Source organism: Rhodococcus sp. SMB37 (assembly GCF_004345605.1).
In the GTDB taxonomy this organism is placed as follows: domain Bacteria; phylum Actinomycetota; class Actinomycetes; order Mycobacteriales; family Mycobacteriaceae; genus Rhodococcus.
In genome coordinates this window covers 95,349-113,465 of record NZ_SLVY01000019.1, presented here as the reverse complement: position 1 = coordinate 113,465, position 18,117 = coordinate 95,349, and the positions used below count along the sequence as shown (strand labels likewise).

The following is an 18,117-nucleotide window of genomic DNA, read 5'->3' as shown; positions in this document are numbered from 1 at the left end:
TGCCGCCTCGGCGGCTCTTGTTGTACCTGCTGATCCACACGCGGTCGACCTACCGCGATTCGACTCGCCCCAGCGATATCGATCATGCAGGAGTACATACATGTCTCTCACCACCTCGTCTGCTGCCCAGGTAGACGTTCGCGGACCTCGGTTCGCGGCCTGGATCACCACAGCGGTTCTCGTCGCGGTCCTCGTGATCGCCTCGTTCACGCCGTCCGTGGCCGGTATCCTGCTCGCCGCTCAGACCGTCGTGTTCGCCCTCGGCGCGGCACTCGGCCCGCGACGCAGCCCGTACGGCGCACTCTTCGCCACCGTGGTCGCCCCCCGCCTCGGGCCACCGTCCGAGACCGAGCCCACCCCACCGTTGCGGTTCGCGCAGGGGGTCGGATTCGTCTTCGCCCTGATCGGCACCGTCGCATTGCTCACCGGCGCCGTCACGCTCGGCATCGTCGCCGCAGGGTTCGCTCTGTTCGCAGCCCTGCTGAATGCCGCGTTCGGGGTGTGTCTCGGCTGCCGCATCTACCCGCTGATCATCCGGTTGCGGCCTCAGACGACCTGAGTTGCTGTTCCACCCACACTGCAGTTCCACCCACAAGTCCTTCAGATTCATCACGAAAGGAACAACCATGGCTCGCTCCGATGTTCTGGTCTCCGCCGACTGGGCCGAGAAGAACCTGCAAGCGCCGAAGACCGTCTTCATCGAGGTCGACGAAGACACCTCCGCCTACGAAGGCGGTCACATCGAGGGCGCGATCCGCCTCGACTGGCGCAAGGATCTTCAGGACGCGGTCCGCCGCGACTTCCTGAACCAGGAGCAGTTCTCCGCTCTGCTGTCTGCGAAGGGTGTCGCGAACGACGACACCGTCGTGCTCTACGGCGGCAACAACAACTGGTTCGCGGCGTACGCCTACTGGTACTTCAAGCTGTACGGTCACCAGGACGTCAAGCTCATCGACGGTGGCCGTAAGAAGTGGGAACTCGACGGTCGCCCGCTGTCGAAGGACGAGGTCACCCGCCCGGCCACCGAGTACAAGGCCTCCGCGCCCGACACGTCGATCCGTGCGTTCCGTGACGAGGTCATCGACGCCATCGGCAGCAAGAACCTCGTCGACGTGCGTTCGCCCGACGAGTTCTCCGGCAAGATCCTCGCTCCCGCGCACCTCCCGCAGGAGCAGGCCCAGCAGCGCGGACACGTTCCCGGGGCGATCAACATCCCGTGGAGCACCACCGCCAATGAGGACGGCACCTTCAAGTCCGACGAGGACCTCACCGCTCTCTACTCGGAGAAGGGCTTCGACGACAGCAAGGAAACCATCGCGTACTGCCGCATCGGCGAGCGCTCGAGCCACACCTGGTTCGTGCTGCAGGAGATCCTCGGCAAGAAGAATGTCAAGAACTACGACGGCAGCTGGGTCGAGTACGGCTCACTCGTCGGCGCACCGATCGAATTGGGAGCATAAGAACATGTGTGGAGCACCCGTCCAGTCCCAGACTCTTCCGTCGAACGTCGACACCGAGAAGGAAACGGTCATCACCGGCCGTGTTCTCGCAGCCGACGGACAGCCCGTCGGTGGCGCCTTCGTCCGCCTGCTCGACGGTGGCGATGAATTCACCGCCGAGGTCGTTGCGTCGGCGACCGGTGACTTCCGGTTCTTCGCCGCGCCCGGCGACTGGAAGATCCGCGCGCTGTCCAGCACGGGCAACGGCACCGCGACAGTGAGCCCGACTGCAGCCGGCGTGCACAACGTCGACGTCACCGTCGCGAAGTAGTATCCCCCCGGTCAGCGAGGGCCTGGGTCCGGAATCACACCGGACTCAGGCCCTTTCTGCGTTCCATGACATCGTGAATGCCGGTTCGCTCCTGCACAACCCGGACCCGTCGTCGGCGGGTATTCCTGCCGAGGTCTAAGATGGCCGCGTGGTCATTTTCTTCGAAGTTCTCCTGGTCCTCGCAGCGTTGCTCATCACCTGGTTTGCGCTGTACACGATCTACCGCCTGGTCACTCAAGACTAGTGACTGCGGAATCGGACGACTCACGCCGCAGCGGTAACGACGCGATCGCGGAGGCCGAGAAGCGCGCGGCTGCCACAGCCGAGCGCAACATCTCGGCTCTACCTGGCCTGCCCGGCCCGGAAGACACCGCGAACCTGAGGTTCGGCCCCGATCTCGACCCGGCGATGCTCGCGTTACTGCCGCTGGTGGGTGTGTGGCGCGGCGAGGGTGAGGGACACGATCCCGAGACGGGCGACTACCGCTTCGGTCAGCAGATCGTCGTCACGCACAGCGGCGCTGATTACCTAGCGTGGGAAGCACGTTCGTGGCGTCTCGACGACGCCGGCGAATTCAGTGCACCGGACCGTCGAGAGAGCGGCTTCTGGCGTGTGTCGGGTACCGACGCCGCCGGCAGCGAGGACCCGGAAACCGTCGAGCTGCTCCTCACCCACAGCGCCGGTGTCGTCGAGCTGTACTACGGAACGGCCCTGACCCAGTCGTCGTGGGAGCTCGCGACGGACGTGGTGATCCGTACGAAGTCCGGCGAGGACGTGGGAGGAGCCAAGCGGCTCTACGGCATCGTCGAAGGCGGGGACCTCGCCTACGTCGAAGAACGCGTCATCGCCGACGGCGAACTGGTCCCGCGCATGTCAGCGCGGTTGTCCCGCTACGTCGGCTGACGATCACCTCGTCTCCGACGGGTCTTCGGCACCGGACTCCGGTCCCTTGCGGTCCCCGGCGTTGCTGTCGTGGTCCTCGTCGTCGGTAGTGCCCGATCCCACCTCCGGGATCGCGTGCGTGACCACCACGACTTCGGGTGCGGGCAATTCCTCGGCCGCAGCAAGAGCTTCGGCTGTATGCACCTGAGGCCACTGACGGGTGACCGGTTCCGGGCGCTCACCGAGGTCTTCGCGGATTCCCCGCACCAAGCTGTACATCATCACGAAACCCATCACGAAGAACGGCAGACCGACCACCGTGATCAGCTGTTGCAGCGCGTCGAGGCCGTCCTTGCCGGTCGCGACGAGCATGGTCGACGCGACCAGACCCATCAGGATCGCCCAGAAGAGACGTTGATGGATCGGTGCCTTCTCCTCGTGCCCGGACGCCATCATGTCGAGCACCATCGCGGTCGAATCCACCGACGTGACGAAGAAGATCACCACGAGCACAATGGCGATGAACGAGACGAATCCCGTGAACGGGAAATGCCCGAGGAACTCGAAAAGTGCACCGGGGATGTCGCCGTCGCCAACGACGCGCTCGACGAGCCCACCTTCGCCGTTGAGCTCGATGTCGAACGATCCCATGCCGAAGATGCTGAACCAGATCACCGAGAACAGCACGGGTAATCCGAGCACGCCACCGACGAATTCTCGGATCGTGCGGCCGCGCGAGATCCGGGCGATGAAGATTCCGACGAACGGCGACCACGTGATGGTCCACGCCCAGTAGAACACCGTCCACGTGTTCTGCCAGCCGGAGCTCGCGAAGGTGTCGTTCCAGAATGCGAGCCGCGGCAGGGCCTCCGCATAGATTCCGACCGATTCGATCATGCCTTTGAGCAGAAACAGGCTCGGCCCGGTGACCAGCACGAACACCAGAAGACCCACGGCCATACCGATGTTGAGATTCGACAACCGCTTGATGCCTTTGTCGAGTCCGAGTGCCACCGAGATACCCGCCATCACTGTCACGATCGCGATCAGCCCGATCTGGATGAATCCGGACTCTTCGAGGTCGAACAGCTGCGCGAGACCGGCGTTGATCTGCAGTGTTCCGAGACCCACCGATGTCGCGACACCGAACACCGTGCCGAGGATCGCGAGGACATCGATGGCGTGGCCGATCGGGCCGTAGATACGGACGCCGAGAATCGGCGCGAAGATCGAACTCACCCGGGGCGGCAGGTGCCGCTTGTAGATGAAGTATCCGAAACACAGACCCGGCAACGCAAAGATCGTCCAGGTGTGCAGGCCGAAGTGATAGAGGGCGAAGCCCATCGCTTCCTGAGCGGCCTCGACCGAACGGGGCTCGACATCCTACATCGGCGGGTTCGCGAAATGCGAGATCGGCTCGGCAACAGCCCAGAACATCAGGATCGTACCGATGCCTGCGGCGAAGAGCATCGAGAACCAGGTGATGTTCGAATGCTCGGGCCGCTCGTCGTCGCCACCGAGCCGGACCCGGCCGTATCGGGTGAGCGCAATCCCCACCAGAAAGAGGAGAAAGGTCGTGACGCCTAGGATGTAGAACCAGCCCAGGTTGGTCATGATCCAGGTCGACGCGGTGCTGAAGATCTGGTCGACGGCGTCGGTGAAAGCGATCGTCACGACGACGAACAAGATCGCCACCGCCGCCGACGCGAAGAAGATGCCCGGCGATGTCCGCAGCCGGAGGGCGTCATGAGCGCGCTGCAAGATCGGCATCCGCTACATGTACCCCACCGGCTCGGCCGCCATACCCGATTCACCCATATGTGCACGCGACGGTTTCCTCACATTTACGGTGTCGAGCACACAAGAACGACCCCCGAGCCGCCGACTCTCCACGGAATTCCTCCGCGAATGTCGGATCCGGTCCGGACAGACCGGTGCTCGGGGGCCGGGTGACCACCTGGGATTCGCCTACCGCGTGCGGCGGGTGAATTCCGTCGTCACACTGCTAGCGGATGGTCACCTCACGCGTCCGAATATCAATCACTTCCAGACCACCTCCTTTCTCGTGTACCTGAGAAAGTACGCGCGGATCACGGCGTCGGCAACGCATTTTTCTCGATGCGTACCACCAGGTCAGCGGCGGTGCCCGCGGGCAGGCTGTGCGTGACCACGACGACCGTACGGGCAGGATCGACGAGTCCCGAACCGGAATCGAGGAGTTGCCGCTGCAGATGCGCGGCATCCTCGGCATCGAGGTGCTCGGCCGGTTCGTCGAGCAGCAATATCTCCGCCGGCGACAGGATCGCTCGTGCCAGGAGCAACCGGCGTCGCTGGCCACCCGAGATGTCGCGGGCGCCGGAGGCCAGCACCGTGTCGACACCGTTCGGTAGTGCGTCGACCCACTCCCCCAGACCGACCGACGCGAGCGCAGCCCGCGCCTCGGACTCGTCGACGGTTCCCCGGGCAACGCGCAGATTCTCGAGGATCGAGGTGTCGAAGATGTGGGCGTCCTCGGCGAAGAATGCAACACGTCGGCGGAGAGCAGCCTGATCGATCTCCGCGAGATCCACACCGTCGAGGGTGACCGAACCACCTGCCGGTGCCAGCAACCCGGCCAGTGTCATCACCGTGGTGGTCTTGCCGCTACCGCTGCTTCCGACGATCGCGACCCGCGAACCAGGCGCAGCGTCCAGGTCGACGGGTCGGGTGCACACGCCACCCGGCCATCCGCTGCGCAACCCGTCGGCACGGAGTCTGCCGGGGCCGTCCGCGGATGCGGTGCCGTGGGGCACGGGGCGATCTGCACGGTCGAGTAGGTCGACGATGCGCCGGGCCGCGAGTCGAGCGCGGGTCAGGGTCTGCGCCGCAGCAGGGAGCGCCGCGGTGGCTTCGAACGCGGACAACGGCAGCAACACGAGGATGCCGAGCGTCGTAGGGCTCATCGTCGCAGCATCCGATCCGAATGCGGTGACACCGATCAGGAGAGCCCCGAGCACACTCGCCCCCACCGCGAGAGGTGCTGCCGCATCCGCGAATGCGGCAGGGACGGCCGAACGGTCGGTGGCACGCACCGATTCGAGATTCGCGGCCCGCGCACGGTCCGTCACGGAGGTCAAACGCCCCGCGACACGTAGTTCTGCGGCGTGATCGAGTGCGGTCACGGCGTCCTCGCCGAAGCGGGTCCGGGCGGCATCACCGTCGGCCTCTGCACGGGCCGCGGCGGACGCCGACAGCCACGGTGCGACGACGCCCGCCAGCAGCAGAGCGATGGCGAGAACGGCGCCGGCGGCAGGGACGATCACCCCGACCGTGATCACGGCGGCGAGACTCAGTACGACCGCGACGGCGATGGGCACGAGGGCACGCACCACGACGTCGCCGAGTGCGTCGACATCGGAGCCGGTGCGTGAGAGCAGATCCCCGCGTCGCAGCCCTGCGGAAGCAGCGGGATCCCCCTCCGCGAGGCGCTCGTAGAGCCGCGATCGCGCCGATGTCATGCCGCGCAGCGCGGTGTCATGTGTGGCGAGCCGCTCGAAGTACCGGAAGAGTCCGCGCGAGATACCCAGTGCACGCACCGCGACGACCGCGACGGTCAGATCGAGGACCGGCGGCATCTCCCACGCGCGCACGATGAGCCACGCCGAGATGCCCGCGAGCAGCAGTGCGCTACCGAGCGTCGCGACACCCGCGACCACAGCGATGATCACGCGGCGAGGTTCGAGCTCGAGCAGCGCCATGGCCCTGCGCAGGAAATGACCACTCATCGGACACCACCTTCCACCGCGACCACCCGGTCCGCGATCGCGAGCAGGGACGGTCGGTGCGCGACGATCACGACGGTGCGGCCTGCCCGTGCACGAGCGCGAAGGGCGTCCAGGACGGTAGCTTCGGTGGCGTCGTCGAGGTGCGCGGTGGGTTCGTCGAGCAGCAGGACTTCTCGCGGTGACGCCAGAGTTCGGGTGAGTGCCAGCCGTTGCCTCTGGCCCAGCGACAGACCGGTTCCGTCGGCACCGACGACGGTGTTCCACCGATCCGGAAGTTCGGCGAGAACGGCGTCGAATCCCGTGGCCGCGCAGATGTCGTCGAGTTCGGGGTTCGCGGGGTCGACGCCGGTGAGCCACAGGTTGCCGGCGAGGGTTCCGGGGAGCAGCACGGGTCGCTGCGGCAGCCAGGCGACCCGCTCCCACCATTGATCGGTGCCTTCCGCCGGGATGCCGTCGACGGTGACGTGTCCTTCCGCCGGTTCGGCGAGGCCGAGGAGCGCGAGCAGTGCGGTCGACTTGCCGCTGCCGTTGGGTCCGGAAAGGGCGGTGATCTCGCCGGGTCGGCAGATCGCGTCGAGTCGGTGCGGGGCGTATCCGTCGCGGCTCCCGACACTCAGCCCGTCGAACACCAACTCCGGTGCGACCTCGCGGCTCCGACCGGGACGCTCGCTCGATGCTGCCGATCCGGGTCGGGTCGCACCGGTCCCCGCGCTGTCGAGGATCGCGAATGCCCTGTCTGCGGCGGCCATCCCGTCCTCGGCGGCATGGAACTTACTGCCCACCGTGCGAAGTGGCCGGTAGGCCTCCGGGGCGAGGACCAGTGCGATGATGCCTGCCTCGAGGGGCATCCCACCGGTGACGAGGCGCATGCCGATGGCCACCGCGACGAGCGCGACCGAGAGGGTAGCGAGGAATTCGAGCACGGTGCCCGACAGGAACGCGACGCGGAGCGCCGACATCGTGGTGCGGCGATGATCGTCACCGAGTTCGCGGACACGGGCTTCCGGTCCGCGTTCACGGCCCAGTGCGCGCAGGGTCGGCAGCCCCGCGACCAGGTCGAGCAGTTGCGACGACAGCGTGGTCATCGCCGACAGGGTGCGGTCGGCTTTCCCTTTGGTGAGGAATCCGATGAGGATCATGAATATCGGGATCAGCGGTAGCGTGACCACGACGATGATCGCGGATGTGAGGTCTTGCGTGGCGATGACGACGACCGTGATCGGGGTGAGCGTGACGGCCAGGAGCAGTGCCGGGATGTAGCCGGTGAGGTAGTCGCCGAGTCCGTCGAGTCCGCGGGTGAGCACCGTGGCGATCTCGTCGCGGCGCGGATCGAGTTCGCGGGGCGGCAGACCCGACGCGGCATCGAGGACTTCGTGTTCGAGTTCGGCGATCACACGCGTTGCGGACCGGTGCGCGTACCGCGCATGCAGCCAGGTCACAGCGACCCGCACGACGATGGCCACGGTGAGGACGCCGAGTTCGGTGGTCCAGTCCCCGAGCGACCGAGCGTCGGTGGTGATGATCCCGGCAAGGACCGTGCCGATCATGAGCGCGGTCACGATCACCATCACCACATCGACGAGCGACGTGACCACAGTGAGGATGAGGTACCCGCGCGCCGCCGCGGAGTGACGCCACAGCCGCGGGTCGATCGGTCCCCGCCGGCGTGCACGCACGTCGGCGGGGACAGCAGCGGACTCGACGGTCACTTCGATCCGATTGTCAGCCCGATGGACTTGGGAATCTGGCCGGTCGAGATCCGTTGGCGGAAAACCCAGTACGTCCAGCCCTGATAGATCAGGACGATCGGGGTCATGATCGCCGCAGCCCAGGTCATGACCTTCAGGGTGTACGGGCTCGACGACGCGTTCTCGATCGTCAGCGACCATGCCGGATCCAGGGTGGACGGCATGACGTTCGGGAACAGCGACGCGAACAGCAGGACGATGGTCGCGATGATCGCGACGGTGGTGAACGCGAATGCCCAGCCCTCACGTTCGGCGGCAGTGAGTGCGACGACCACCAACAGCGACAGCGCCGCGACGGCCACGAGGATCCACGTCCAGTCCTTGCCGTAGGCCAGCTGGGTCCACAGTACGAACCCACCCGCGACCGGGATGGCCGGGATCGCCAGCCGCCGGGCCAGCTTCACCGCGTCCTCGTGCACGTCACCCGCGGTCTTCAGAGCGATGAACACTGCCCCGTGCAGCGCAAACACGAGTGCGGTCGTGACGCCGCCGAGCAGCGCGTAAGGGTTGAGCAGATCGAAGAATCCCCCGACGAACTGCTTGTTCTCGTCGATTGCGACACCGCGGATGATGTTCGCAAATGCCACGCCCCACAGCACCGCGGGCACCCATGACCCGAAGATGATGCCCCAGTCGCAGCGGCGGCGCCACGTCGGATCGTCGATCTTGCCGCGCCATTCGATGGCGCACACGCGGACGATGAGCGCGAGCAGGACCAGTAGTAGCGGGAGGTAGAACCCTGAGAACAGGGTCGCGTACCACTCGGGGAACGCGGCGAACAACGCGCCGCCGGCGGTGATCAGCCACACCTCGTTTCCGTCCCACACGGGCCCGATGGTGTTGAGCAGCACGCGCCGACGGGTGTCGGCGGTCTCGTCCCTGCCTCGCCCGAGTACCGGCATGTGCATGCCCACACCGAAATCGAATCCCTCGAGGACGAAGTATCCGGTGAACAGTACGGCGATCAGGATGAACCAGACTTCTTGAAGCCCCATGACCGTCTCCTAGTACGCGAAGGACAGCTGTTTCGGCTGCCCGTTGTCGTCGGACTCGTCGTCGTGTTCGCCGGGTGGCTGCGCGTCGTGCTCCAGCGGGCCTTCCATCGCGTACTTGCGGATGAGCCAGAACCACACGACACCGAGGCCGGCGTAGACCAGGGTGAACGCGACGAGCGAGGTGATCACGGTCGCGGGAGCGTGGTCCGACACACCCTGTTCGACGGTGAGCCGGATCATGTCGACACCGGTCGGGTTCGGGTGGACCACCCAGGGCTGGCGGCCCATTTCGGTGAAGATCCAGCCTGCACTGTTCGCGAGGAACGGTGTGGGAATCGCCGCGATGCTGAGCCAACCGAACCACTTCTGATCGGGCACCCGGCCGCGTCGGGTGACCCACAGGCCGGCGAGCGCCAGTGCTGCGGATCCCGCCGCGAGGCCGATCATCGCGCGGAACGACCAGTAGGTGACGAACAAGTTGGGCTTGTAATTGCCTGGGCCGAACTGCTCTTCGTACTGGGCCTGCAGGTCTTCGACACCCTGCAGCGTCACTCCGGTGAACTCGCCCTGGGCGAGGTACGGCAGCACGAACGGCACTTCGAGAACGTGGATCACGCCGTCGCAGTCGTTGTGGGTACCGATGGTGAGGATCGAGAAGTTCGGGTCGGTTTCGGTATGGCACAACGATTCCGCCGAGGCCATCTTCATGGGCTGCTGCTCGAACATGAGCTTGGCCTGGACATCGCCTGTCACGAACAGGCCGATACCCGAGACGATCATGATGAGCAGGCCCAGCCGGGTCGCGGGGCGGAACATCATCCGCGAATCCGATTCGAGCCGCTCGGCTTCGAGCACGTCGAACTCGGCACCTTCGGACTCGCGGAGCTTCTTGGCGCGTCGCATGTTCCGCACCATCCACCAGCCTCCGATACCGGCGACGAAGGTCGACGCGGTGAGGAAGCCGCCTGCCACGGCATGCGGGAACGCCGCGAGCGCGGTGTTGTTGGTGAGCAGTTCCCAGATGCTCGTCAGCTCTGCGCGACCGGTCTCCGGGTTGTACACGGCACCCACCGGGTGCTGCATGAACGAGTTGGCCGCGATGATGAAGTACGCGGAGGCGTTGACGCCGATGGCGACGAGCCAGATGGTCGCGAGGTGTACGAGCTTCGGCAGGCGACTCCAGCCGAAGATCCACAGTCCCAGGAAGGTGGATTCCATGAAGAAGGCGACGAGGCCTTCGAGCGCGAGCGGCGCACCGAACACGTCGCCGACGAAGCGCGAGTACTCACTCCAGTTCATGCCGAACTGGAATTCCTGCACAATTCCGGTGGCCACACCGAGTGCGAAGTTGATCAGAAACATCTTCCCGAAGAACTTGGTGAGCCGATACCAGTGATCCTTCTTCGTGACCACCCACATCGTCTGCATGATCGCGATCATGGGAGCGAGCCCGATGGTCAACGGAACAAGAATGAAGTGATATACCGTCGTGATCCCGAATTGCCATCGGGACAGGTCGAGCACGTCCATTGCCACTCCGAGTCGAACCAGTACAGGTGGAGCCCAGTACCTGGATGAAGTCCGAACGCGGGGGCCCACGTCGGATTCTGCGCACAAGACCGCGGCCGCACATGCACCACGGCTTGTTACTACGAACGGTAGTAGAAAATGTCGGTGTCGCCCACCATCGGTGGCCACAACCACACCGCGGCCACAGCCGAGGCCGAGCTCACTCGAGTATCAGCGTGCGGTGTCGATCGCCTTGTCGACCAACTTCTCGATCTCCCCGTCGAGCGCGTCGGTGGCCAGCGAGTGGCCGTCGAGCGTGTGCACGCGCACGGCGAGCGCCACACTCGACAACAGCCACACACCGTCGGCGACGATGAGGTCGGCGGGCCGCAATGCCTCATAGCGCACTGTGAAGTCGTGACCGCGTGCCGCGTCGAACAGTGCCTGCTGGGTGGTGCCCGGCAGGATGCCCTGCTCCGGGGGTGTGGTGAGCAAGGCTCGACCGCGCGCGATCACCACCGTCGACCGCGGGCCCTCGAGGACATGGCCCTCGCTGCTCGTGTAGATCACGTCGTCGGCCCCGACGGACTCCGCGTGCCGCAGCGCGGCCATGTTGGTCGCATAAGAAAGGGTCTTCGCGCCGAGGAGTTGCCACGGCGCCTTCTGCGCCAGGTCCACGGAGAATCCGCGCTCGAGCGACACCACGGAGACTCCGTCGCGCCGCGCGGCGTTCACGCGCTCGGCCACCGGCGTCACCAGCAGAAACGCGGTGGGTGCCTCGCCGAATTCTCTGCCTCGGGTGTACACGAGACGAAGTGCGCCTTCGCGCGTGTCTCCCCACTGCTCGACGGCGAGGTCGATCGCCAGTCGCCAGTCGTCGAGCTCGGGAGCGGGTAGATCCGCCGCGGATGCCGACGAAGCGAGCCGTGCAAGATGCAGCTCGATCGCGCGAGCTTTACCACCTCTCACCAGCAGCGTCTCGAAGACACCATCCCCTCGCAGCACTCCGGAATCGTCGGCGTGCAGCAGGGGCGCATCAGCATCCCTCACCTCGCCATCCAGCGTCACCAGCACCCGATCAGCCATGCCGCCCACCCTATCCATTACTCCCCCGCCGATCGCTTCCCCATAGACTGGTGTCGTGGCCGAGTTTCCGATCGTGTCCGAGAGCCCGTTGCTCACCTTCCCCGATGCCGTCGCGTCACCGCCCGGAAGTCCCGATGAGGGCCTGCCATGGCACTACGGGGACCCACTGGGCGAACAGCGCGCCGCCATCACCTCCGTCGCCGTCGTCGACCGCTCCAACCGCTTCGTCATCGCGATCCCCGGCGACGAGCGCCTGAGCTGGCTGCACACGATTTCCAGCCAGCACGTGCAGTCACTGCCCGACGGCGCCTCCGCAGAGAACCTCAGTCTCGACTTGAACGGGCGCGTCGAGCACCACTTCGTGCAGACCGACCTCGACGGCGTCACATGGATCGACACCGAACACGACCGCGGCCCCGAACTCCTCGGGTTCCTCGCCAAGATGGTGTTCTGGGCCAAGGCCGAGCCGCGCGACGGTAACGAACTCGCGGTGCTGACGCTGCTGGGTCCCGATGCCGGCGGTGCGCCGATCCTCGCCGCACTGGGCCTCGAGGCCTTACCCACCGAGACGTATGCGGCCGTCCCGCTCCCCGGCGGTGGATTCGTGCGGCGAATGCCGTGGCCCACCGAGCACTCCTACGATCTCCTCGTGCCGGGCGAGAAGCTCGCCGAGACCTTCGCTGCGCTCACCACGGCCGGAGCCCGCGCAGCCGGGATCTGGGCGTTCGAGGCACTGCGCGTCGCCGACGCCCGGCCACGGGTCGGTCTCGACACCGACGACCGCACCATCCCGCATGAGGCGCGGTGGATCGGCAGCCCCGCAGAGGCAGGCGCCGTACACCTCGACAAGGGTTGCTATCGCGGCCAGGAGACCGTGGCCCGCGTGCACAATCTCGGTAAACCCCCACGGCACCTGGTGCTGCTGCACCTCGACGGCTCGGCCGACGGTCGCCCCGAACCCGGTGAGGCGATCACCGCCGGAGGTCGGTCGGTCGGGCGGCTCGGCACCGTCGTCGATCACTACGAGCTGGGTCCGATCGCATTGGCCCTCGTCAAGCGGAACATCGCGCCGGACACTTCACTCGTCGTCGGCCCCTGCGCGGCAGCGATCGACCCGGATTCGGTGCCGGTCGACGATACGGTCCAGGCCGGCCGCCTCGCGGTCGACCGATTGCGCGGCCGGTGAGTTCGGCACCCGATCCCGGCCGGGTCGACGCCGTGTGTGTGGTGCACGAGATCCGGGCCAGCGGCACGCGCCGCGTCCCCGTCACCGGGATCGACAAGCGCCCCGTGGAGAGTCACGTCCATGTCGGTCGTCTCGGCCTGGACGGCGACCGTCAATGCGACACCGAGCACCACGGTGGACGTTTCAAGGCCGTCTACGTGTACGACGACGACGAGGCCCGGCGCTGGGCCGGCGACCTCGGCCGCGACCTTCCCGCCGGATGGTTCGGGGAGAACCTGCGGACGAGCGGCATCGCCACCAGCGACGCGGTCATCGGCGAGCGGTGGCGGGTGGGCGACGCCGGTCTCCTGCTCGAAGTGACAGGCCCCCGCACGCCCTGCGGCACGTTCGGCGTGTGGTCGGGCGAACCGGGGTGGGTCAAGCGGTTCGCGGCCCGCGGTGACACCGGCGTCTATCTGAAGGTGATCGTCGAAGGACCGGTGCAGGCGGGCGACCGGATCGTCGTCGAGGGCGTGCCCGAGCACGGGGTCACCGTGCGGGATCTGTTCACCGGACGCGATCCCGAGCGGATCGCAGTGATGCTCGAACAGCAGAACGATCTGTCGCCGAGCGTCGTGGCCAAGGCCCGGAAACGTGTCGCAGGACGAGAGGTACGGGTGGAATATTGAGCGTCGAACTGGTCGAAGTGGTGCGCTCCGGATTCCGGGAGTGCATACATCGGGGATCCCTGGTGATCCTGGATCCGCGCGGTGAGGTGATCGTCTCGCTGGGCGAGGTCCACACCCCCGTCTACCCGCGCTCGTCGAACAAGCCGTTGCAGGCGACCGCGATGCTGCGGCTGGGCTTCACCCCACGCAACACCGCCGAACTCGCCATCGCGACGGCTTCGCACGAAGGCGAATCGGACCACATCGAACTCGTCGAGGAGCTGCTCGCCTACTCCGGCTTCGAGGAAGGCGCACTGCAGTGTCCAGCGGATCTGCCCGGCAACGAACTTGCCCGCGCAGAGGTACTCGCGGCGGGTCGTGCCCCTCGTCCCACCTACATGAATTGTTCGGGCAAGCATGCCGCGATGCTCGCGACCTGCGCCGCGAACGAATGGCCTGTCGACAACTACCTCGACGCCGGCCACCCGCTGCAGCAGGCGGTGGTGGAGACGATCCTCGATCTCACGGGCGACATCGAGGAGACGGATCTCGGTATCGACGGATGCGGACTTCCCATCGTCCCGGTGCCGTTGATCAACCTGGCCCGCGCGTACTCCCGGCTGGCGACCGCTGATCCCGACACGCCCGAACGCGCCGTCGCCGATGCGATCCGCGAGCATCCGTTCCTCATCTCGGGATCGGGCAAGGACGATCTGCGGCTGATGCAGGCCGTTCCGGGACTGATGAGCAAGGCCGGAGCCGACGGCATCCATGCGGGCGCACTCCCGGATGGATCGGCCTTCGCGTTCAAGATCGATGATGGTCACGAGCGTGCCCGGCTCCCCCTCACCGCTGCGGTCCTCACCCGGCTCGGAGTCACTGCCGACGAGGACCTCGCGGCGCTCGCCTCACAACCCGTGCTCGGCGGTGGCGTACGTGTGGGCACCGTACGGGCCGTACCGGAGGTGTTCTGAGCCGCATCTTCACACATGTGAAAACTGTATTACCGCAGGTCGGGTGTGAATGAGATGTAACGGACACCGGCCTGGCCGGGTGGGTGGGAGCGGAACTGAGTTTTCCAGGCTAAAGTGGGGCACAGGAAAATACTCAACACACCGGGGCCGCCAAATTCCCCAGGCCGCCCCGTCAAAGCGCGAGGGGGTTGGCCATGGGCCGCGGCCGAGCTAAGGCAAAGCAGACCAAGGTTGCAAGGCAACTCAAGTACAGCTCGCCGTCCACCGACTTCGAGAGCCTTCAACGAGAGTTGGCGGGCGGTGCAACGAACTCGCACAGGGACGAGGTCTTCGCCGACCAGGGTTCCTCCGGTTGGGACGACGACCACGAGGACGACTGGCGCCGCTGACCAGACGTGTACCACCAGCGGAGGGGGAGCCGAATCATCGGCTCCCCCTCCGCTGGTGGTGTAGTCGGGTCGGAAGTGCCGGCACAACGGTAGTTCCGCAAGATCCGGCGAGTGTCCACGACACTCGCCGGCTTTCGGTTGTCCGGGTCGATCCCACAATCAGGTAGCGACAGCCACATCTTCACAACATGGCAAAGGTCGGGGTGCTGCGTACACGCAGCACCCCGACCTCTTGCGAATTTCCGGTCGGTCCCGTGAGAATCAGAAGCGCGGGTGATCGCCCAGAAGCAGCGCACGCTCACCATCGGCGTCCTGCGCCTTGCGGACAGTCCCGAGAGTCCAGCTCTCGATGTGCCGAGCCGTGAGCACCGCAAGGGCGCGGTCGACGTCCTCGGGCGCGACGATCGCGACCATTCCGACGCCCATGTTGAAGGTCTTCTCCATCTCAGCACGCTCGACCCGACCGCGCTGAGCGATGAGGCCGAACACGGGTGCCGGGCTCCACGTGGTGCGGTCGAGTTCCGCGACGAGGCCCTTCGGCATCACGCGTCCCAGGTTGGCAGCAAGCCCGCCACCGGTGACGTGGCAGAAGGTGCGCACCTCGGTCTCAGCGGCAAGAGCCAGGCAGTCCTTCGCGTAGATCCGCGTCGGCTCGAGCAGTTCCTCACCGAGTGTGCGGCTGAACTCGTCGACATGGGCCGTCAGGCTCATCTTGCCGATCTCGAGCAGCACCTTGCGCGCGAGGGAGTATCCGTTGGAGTGCAGTCCCGACGAGCGCATCGCGATCACGACGTCGCCCGGGCGGACACGGTCGGGTCCGAGGAGCTTCTCGGCCTCCACCACACCGACACCGGTCGCAGACAGGTCGTAGTCGCCGTCGGCCATCACGCCCGGGTGTTCCGCGGTCTCGCCTCCGAGGAGGGCACAGCCGGCCTGGACACAGCCCTCGGCGATGCCGGAGACGATCTCGGCGACACGCTCGGGCACGACGCGCCCGACAGCGATGTAGTCCTGCAGGAACAGCGGCTCGGCACCGCACACGACCAGATCGTCGACGACCATGGCCACCAGGTCGAGACCGACGGTGTCGTGCTTGTCCAGTGCTTGCGCCACCGCGAGCTTCGTACCGACGCCGTCGGTGGACGCGGCAAGCAGCGGCTCCTTGTAGTCGCCCTTGAGTGCGAACAGGCCCGCGAAGCCCCCGAGACCTCCGAGCACCTCCGGTCGTGTGGCCCTCTTCGCGTGCGGAGCGAACAGTTCGACGGCCTTGTCGCCCGCCTCGATGTCCACGCCTGCCGCTGCGTAGGAAGCTCCGGGGGTTGTCTCCTCGGTCATGGGTTGTCGGCTCCAGCTTCGAGTTGTGAATAGGGTTGTCGGTTGCGTGACGGCACGTTCGTGACCGAAATGCAGGGTGGTCGGTGTCCGTCGGAACGCATGCGAAAGCGGGCCCGAGAGAGCCGACCGCGCACTCACGGTACCGGAACCGGATCTACGGGCGGCTCAGAACATCCGCGTTGGCGTTGTCCAGGACGGTCGGAGTGACCGATTCCGCATCGACGACACCTTCGAGGACGTTCTTGCCGATCGCGTACTCGGTGGGCAGCGCAATCGGGTACTGCCCATCGAAGCACGCCGCGCACAGGCGCGAGGACGGCTGCTCGGTGGCGCCGATCATGCCGTCGATCGAGATGTAGCCGAGCGAGTCGGCACCGATCGACCGGCGCACCATCTCGACCATCTCGTCGTAGTCGTGCTCGTCGACATTCGTGTCCCGGTGACCGCCACCGTTGGCGATGAGCTCGGTGGGCGACGCGAAGTCGATGCCGTAGAAGCAGGGCCACTTCACAGGGGCCGACGCGATCCGGACGTGGATCTCGAGCGCACCGGCCTCACGCAGCATGCGGATCAGTGCACGCTGGGTGTTGCCACGCACGATCGAGTCGTCGACGACGACGAGACGCTTGCCGCGGATGACCTCGCGCAGAGGATTCAGCTTGAGCCGAATACCGAGCTGACGGATCGTCTGGCTCGGCTGGATGAAGGTGCGGCCCACGTAGGCGTTCTTCATCAGACCCTGCCCGTACGGCAGGCCCGAGCCCTGGGCGTAACCGACCGCAGCGGGAGTGCCGGATTCGGGAACCGGAATCACGAGATCCGCGTCGATCGGGTGTTCCTTCGCGAGGCGCCGGCCGATCTCGACGCGGGTCGCATGCACCGAACGTCCACCGATCGTCGAGTCGGGGCGTGCCAGGTACACGTATTCGAAGACGCAACCCTTCGGCTCGGGCGCCGCGAAACGGGACGACCGGACACCGTCGGAATCGATGGCGAGCAGCTCACCGGGCTCGATGTCGCGAACGAAGGACGCACCGACGATGTCGAGCGCCGCGGTTTCGCTGGCGACCACCCAGCCACGATCGAGGCGGCCCAGGCACAGCGGACGAATGCCCCAGGGGTCGCGAGCCGCGTAGAGGGTGTGTTCGTCCATGAACGTCAGGCAGAACGCGCCACGAAGCGTCGGCAGCAGCTTCATTGCGGCGCCCTCGATCGTGTTGTCCGCCGCCGCATGGGCGAGGAGCGCACCGACGAGATCGGAATCGGAGGACGCGGCGCCCGGACGATTCTGGTCGAGCGCGCCCAGCTCCCGAGCCTTCTGCGCAAGTTCGGCAGTGTTGACGAGGTTGCCGTTGTGGCCGAGGGCGATGCCGGTGCCGGCCGCGGTCGTGCGGAAGATCGGCTGCGCGTTCTCCCATGTCGTCGACCCCGTCGTCGAATAGCGGCAGTGGCCGACGGCGATGTGGCCGGGCATCGCGGCGAGCGTCTGCTCGTCGAATACCTGGCTCACCAGGCCGAGATCCTTGAATACGAGCACCTGCGAACCGTCGGAGACAGCGATGCCCGCGGCCTCTTGGCCTCGGTGCTGAAGAGCGTACAACCCGTAATACGTGAGTTTCGCCACGTCCTCGCCGGGAGCCCACACTCCGAAGACTCCGCACTCTTCGCGCGGCTCGTTCTCGGGTTCGTCTGAGGCGAGAAGATTGCGTGTGTGAACCGACAGATCGGCACTGGTCACCGGGGTGCTCCCTGGGGCTGGACAAAATCGGGGCATCTTCATTCTACGTGCCGTCCGGGACGTCCCCGACCACACGCCCGAACGGGCTCCCGGA

15 protein-coding genes and 1 pseudogene are annotated in these 18,117 nt (G+C 66.2%); 8 read left to right on the top strand and 8 right to left on the bottom strand.

Going from position 1 to position 18,117, the window contains the following annotated elements:
• The first annotated feature begins 100 nt into the window (after positions 1-100).
• From EV641_RS24970 to EV641_RS24955, 4 genes are all read left to right on the top strand, one after another.
• The gene (locus EV641_RS24970; protein ID WP_132475458.1) at positions 101-559 is read left to right on the top strand and encodes a DUF4395 domain-containing protein; all 459 of its coding nucleotides are present in this window, start codon (positions 101-103) and stop codon (positions 557-559) included.
• Between the two features lie 67 nt (positions 560-626).
• Positions 627-1,460: a sulfurtransferase gene (locus EV641_RS24965; RefSeq protein ID WP_132475455.1), complete on the top strand. Its 834-nt coding sequence runs from the start codon at positions 627-629 to the stop codon at positions 1,458-1,460.
• Between the two features lie 4 nt (positions 1,461-1,464).
• On the top strand, positions 1,465-1,770 hold the full coding sequence (locus tag EV641_RS24960; RefSeq protein ID WP_054716598.1) for a DUF1416 domain-containing protein: 306 nt from the start codon (positions 1,465-1,467) through the stop codon (positions 1,768-1,770).
• A 243-nt stretch (positions 1,771-2,013) separates the two neighbouring features.
• Complete coding sequence (locus tag EV641_RS24955; protein ID WP_132475452.1) at positions 2,014-2,673, top strand: FABP family protein; 660 nt, start codon at positions 2,014-2,016, stop codon at positions 2,671-2,673.
• Positions 2,674-2,676: 3 nt separating this feature from the next.
• On the opposite strand, the pseudogene EV641_RS24950 reads toward EV641_RS24955, so the two are convergent.
• The 6 genes and pseudogenes from EV641_RS24950 to EV641_RS24925 form a co-directional block, all read right to left on the bottom strand.
• Positions 2,677-4,422 (bottom strand): annotated as a pseudogene (locus tag EV641_RS24950) (BCCT family transporter).
• 320 nt (positions 4,423-4,742) lie between these two features.
• Entirely contained in the window at positions 4,743-6,416 is a 1,674-nt protein-coding gene (cydC, locus tag EV641_RS24945; RefSeq protein ID WP_132475449.1) for a thiol reductant ABC exporter subunit CydC, read from the bottom strand.
• Positions 6,413-8,125, bottom strand: a complete 1,713-nt coding sequence (cydD, locus tag EV641_RS24940; protein WP_132475446.1) for a thiol reductant ABC exporter subunit CydD — start codon at positions 8,123-8,125, stop codon at positions 6,413-6,415. The genes cydC and cydD overlap by 4 nt, the downstream gene beginning before the upstream one ends.
• Positions 8,122-9,159 (bottom strand): cytochrome d ubiquinol oxidase subunit II, encoded by a 1,038-nt coding sequence (gene cydB / locus EV641_RS24935; protein WP_132475443.1) that lies wholly within the window; start codon positions 9,157-9,159, stop codon positions 8,122-8,124. Before cydB ends, cydD begins: the two co-directional genes overlap by 4 nt.
• 9 nt (positions 9,160-9,168) lie before the next feature.
• The gene (locus EV641_RS24930) at positions 9,169-10,689 is read right to left on the bottom strand and encodes a cytochrome ubiquinol oxidase subunit I (protein WP_132475440.1); all 1,521 of its coding nucleotides are present in this window, start codon (positions 10,687-10,689) and stop codon (positions 9,169-9,171) included.
• A 210-nt stretch (positions 10,690-10,899) separates the two neighbouring features.
• Positions 10,900-11,754 (bottom strand): aminodeoxychorismate lyase, encoded by an 855-nt coding sequence (locus tag EV641_RS24925; protein WP_132475437.1) that lies wholly within the window; start codon positions 11,752-11,754, stop codon positions 10,900-10,902.
• 55 nt (positions 11,755-11,809) lie between these two features.
• Between EV641_RS24925 and EV641_RS24920 the strand changes: the two genes are divergently transcribed.
• From EV641_RS24920 to EV641_RS24905, 4 genes are all read left to right on the top strand, one after another.
• A complete protein-coding gene (locus EV641_RS24920) occupies positions 11,810-12,940 on the top strand; it encodes a folate-binding protein YgfZ (RefSeq protein WP_132475434.1) in 1,131 nt (376 codons plus the stop codon).
• Entirely contained in the window at positions 12,937-13,608 is a 672-nt protein-coding gene (locus tag EV641_RS24915) for an MOSC domain-containing protein (protein ID WP_132475432.1), read from the top strand. The genes EV641_RS24920 and EV641_RS24915 overlap by 4 nt, the downstream gene beginning before the upstream one ends.
• Positions 13,605-14,561 carry an asparaginase gene (locus tag EV641_RS24910; protein WP_054718051.1) on the top strand — a complete coding sequence of 319 codons (957 nt, stop codon included), beginning with the start codon at positions 13,605-13,607 and terminating at the stop codon, positions 14,559-14,561. Before EV641_RS24915 ends, EV641_RS24910 begins: the two co-directional genes overlap by 4 nt.
• 194 nt (positions 14,562-14,755) lie before the next feature.
• A complete protein-coding gene (locus EV641_RS24905; protein WP_054718054.1) occupies positions 14,756-14,950 on the top strand; it encodes a DUF3073 domain-containing protein in 195 nt (64 codons plus the stop codon).
• A 261-nt stretch (positions 14,951-15,211) separates the two neighbouring features.
• Here the strand turns inward: EV641_RS24905 and purM are convergent, their stop codons facing one another.
• Positions 15,212-16,285, bottom strand: coding sequence for a phosphoribosylformylglycinamidine cyclo-ligase (gene purM, locus EV641_RS24900; RefSeq protein WP_132475429.1), 1,074 nt, complete (start codon positions 16,283-16,285; stop codon positions 15,212-15,214).
• Between the two features lie 154 nt (positions 16,286-16,439).
• Positions 16,440-18,023 carry an amidophosphoribosyltransferase gene (gene purF / locus EV641_RS24895; protein ID WP_054718057.1) on the bottom strand — a complete coding sequence of 528 codons (1,584 nt, stop codon included), beginning with the start codon at positions 18,021-18,023 and terminating at the stop codon, positions 16,440-16,442.
• Between the last annotated feature and the right edge of the window lie 94 nt (positions 18,024-18,117).

Coding starts and splice junctions, on each gene's coding strand:
- EV641_RS24970 (WP_132475458.1), top strand. CDS start 101: ATGTCTCTCACCACCTCGTCTGCTGCCCAGGTAGACGTTCGCGGACCT.
- EV641_RS24965 (WP_132475455.1), top strand. CDS start 627: ATGGCTCGCTCCGATGTTCTGGTCTCCGCCGACTGGGCCGAGAAGAAC.
- EV641_RS24960 (WP_054716598.1), top strand. CDS start 1,465: ATGTGTGGAGCACCCGTCCAGTCCCAGACTCTTCCGTCGAACGTCGAC.
- cydC (WP_132475449.1), bottom strand. CDS start 6,416: ATGAGTGGTCATTTCCTGCGCAGGGCCATGGCGCTGCTCGAGCTCGAA.
- cydB (WP_132475443.1), bottom strand. CDS start 9,159: ATGGGGCTTCAAGAAGTCTGGTTCATCCTGATCGCCGTACTGTTCACC.
- EV641_RS24930 (WP_132475440.1), bottom strand. CDS start 10,689: ATGGACGTGCTCGACCTGTCCCGATGGCAATTCGGGATCACGACGGTA.
- EV641_RS24925 (WP_132475437.1), bottom strand. CDS start 11,754: ATGGCTGATCGGGTGCTGGTGACGCTGGATGGCGAGGTGAGGGATGCT.
- EV641_RS24905 (WP_054718054.1), top strand. CDS start 14,756: ATGGGCCGCGGCCGAGCTAAGGCAAAGCAGACCAAGGTTGCAAGGCAA.
- purM (WP_132475429.1), bottom strand. CDS start 16,285: ATGACCGAGGAGACAACCCCCGGAGCTTCCTACGCAGCGGCAGGCGTG.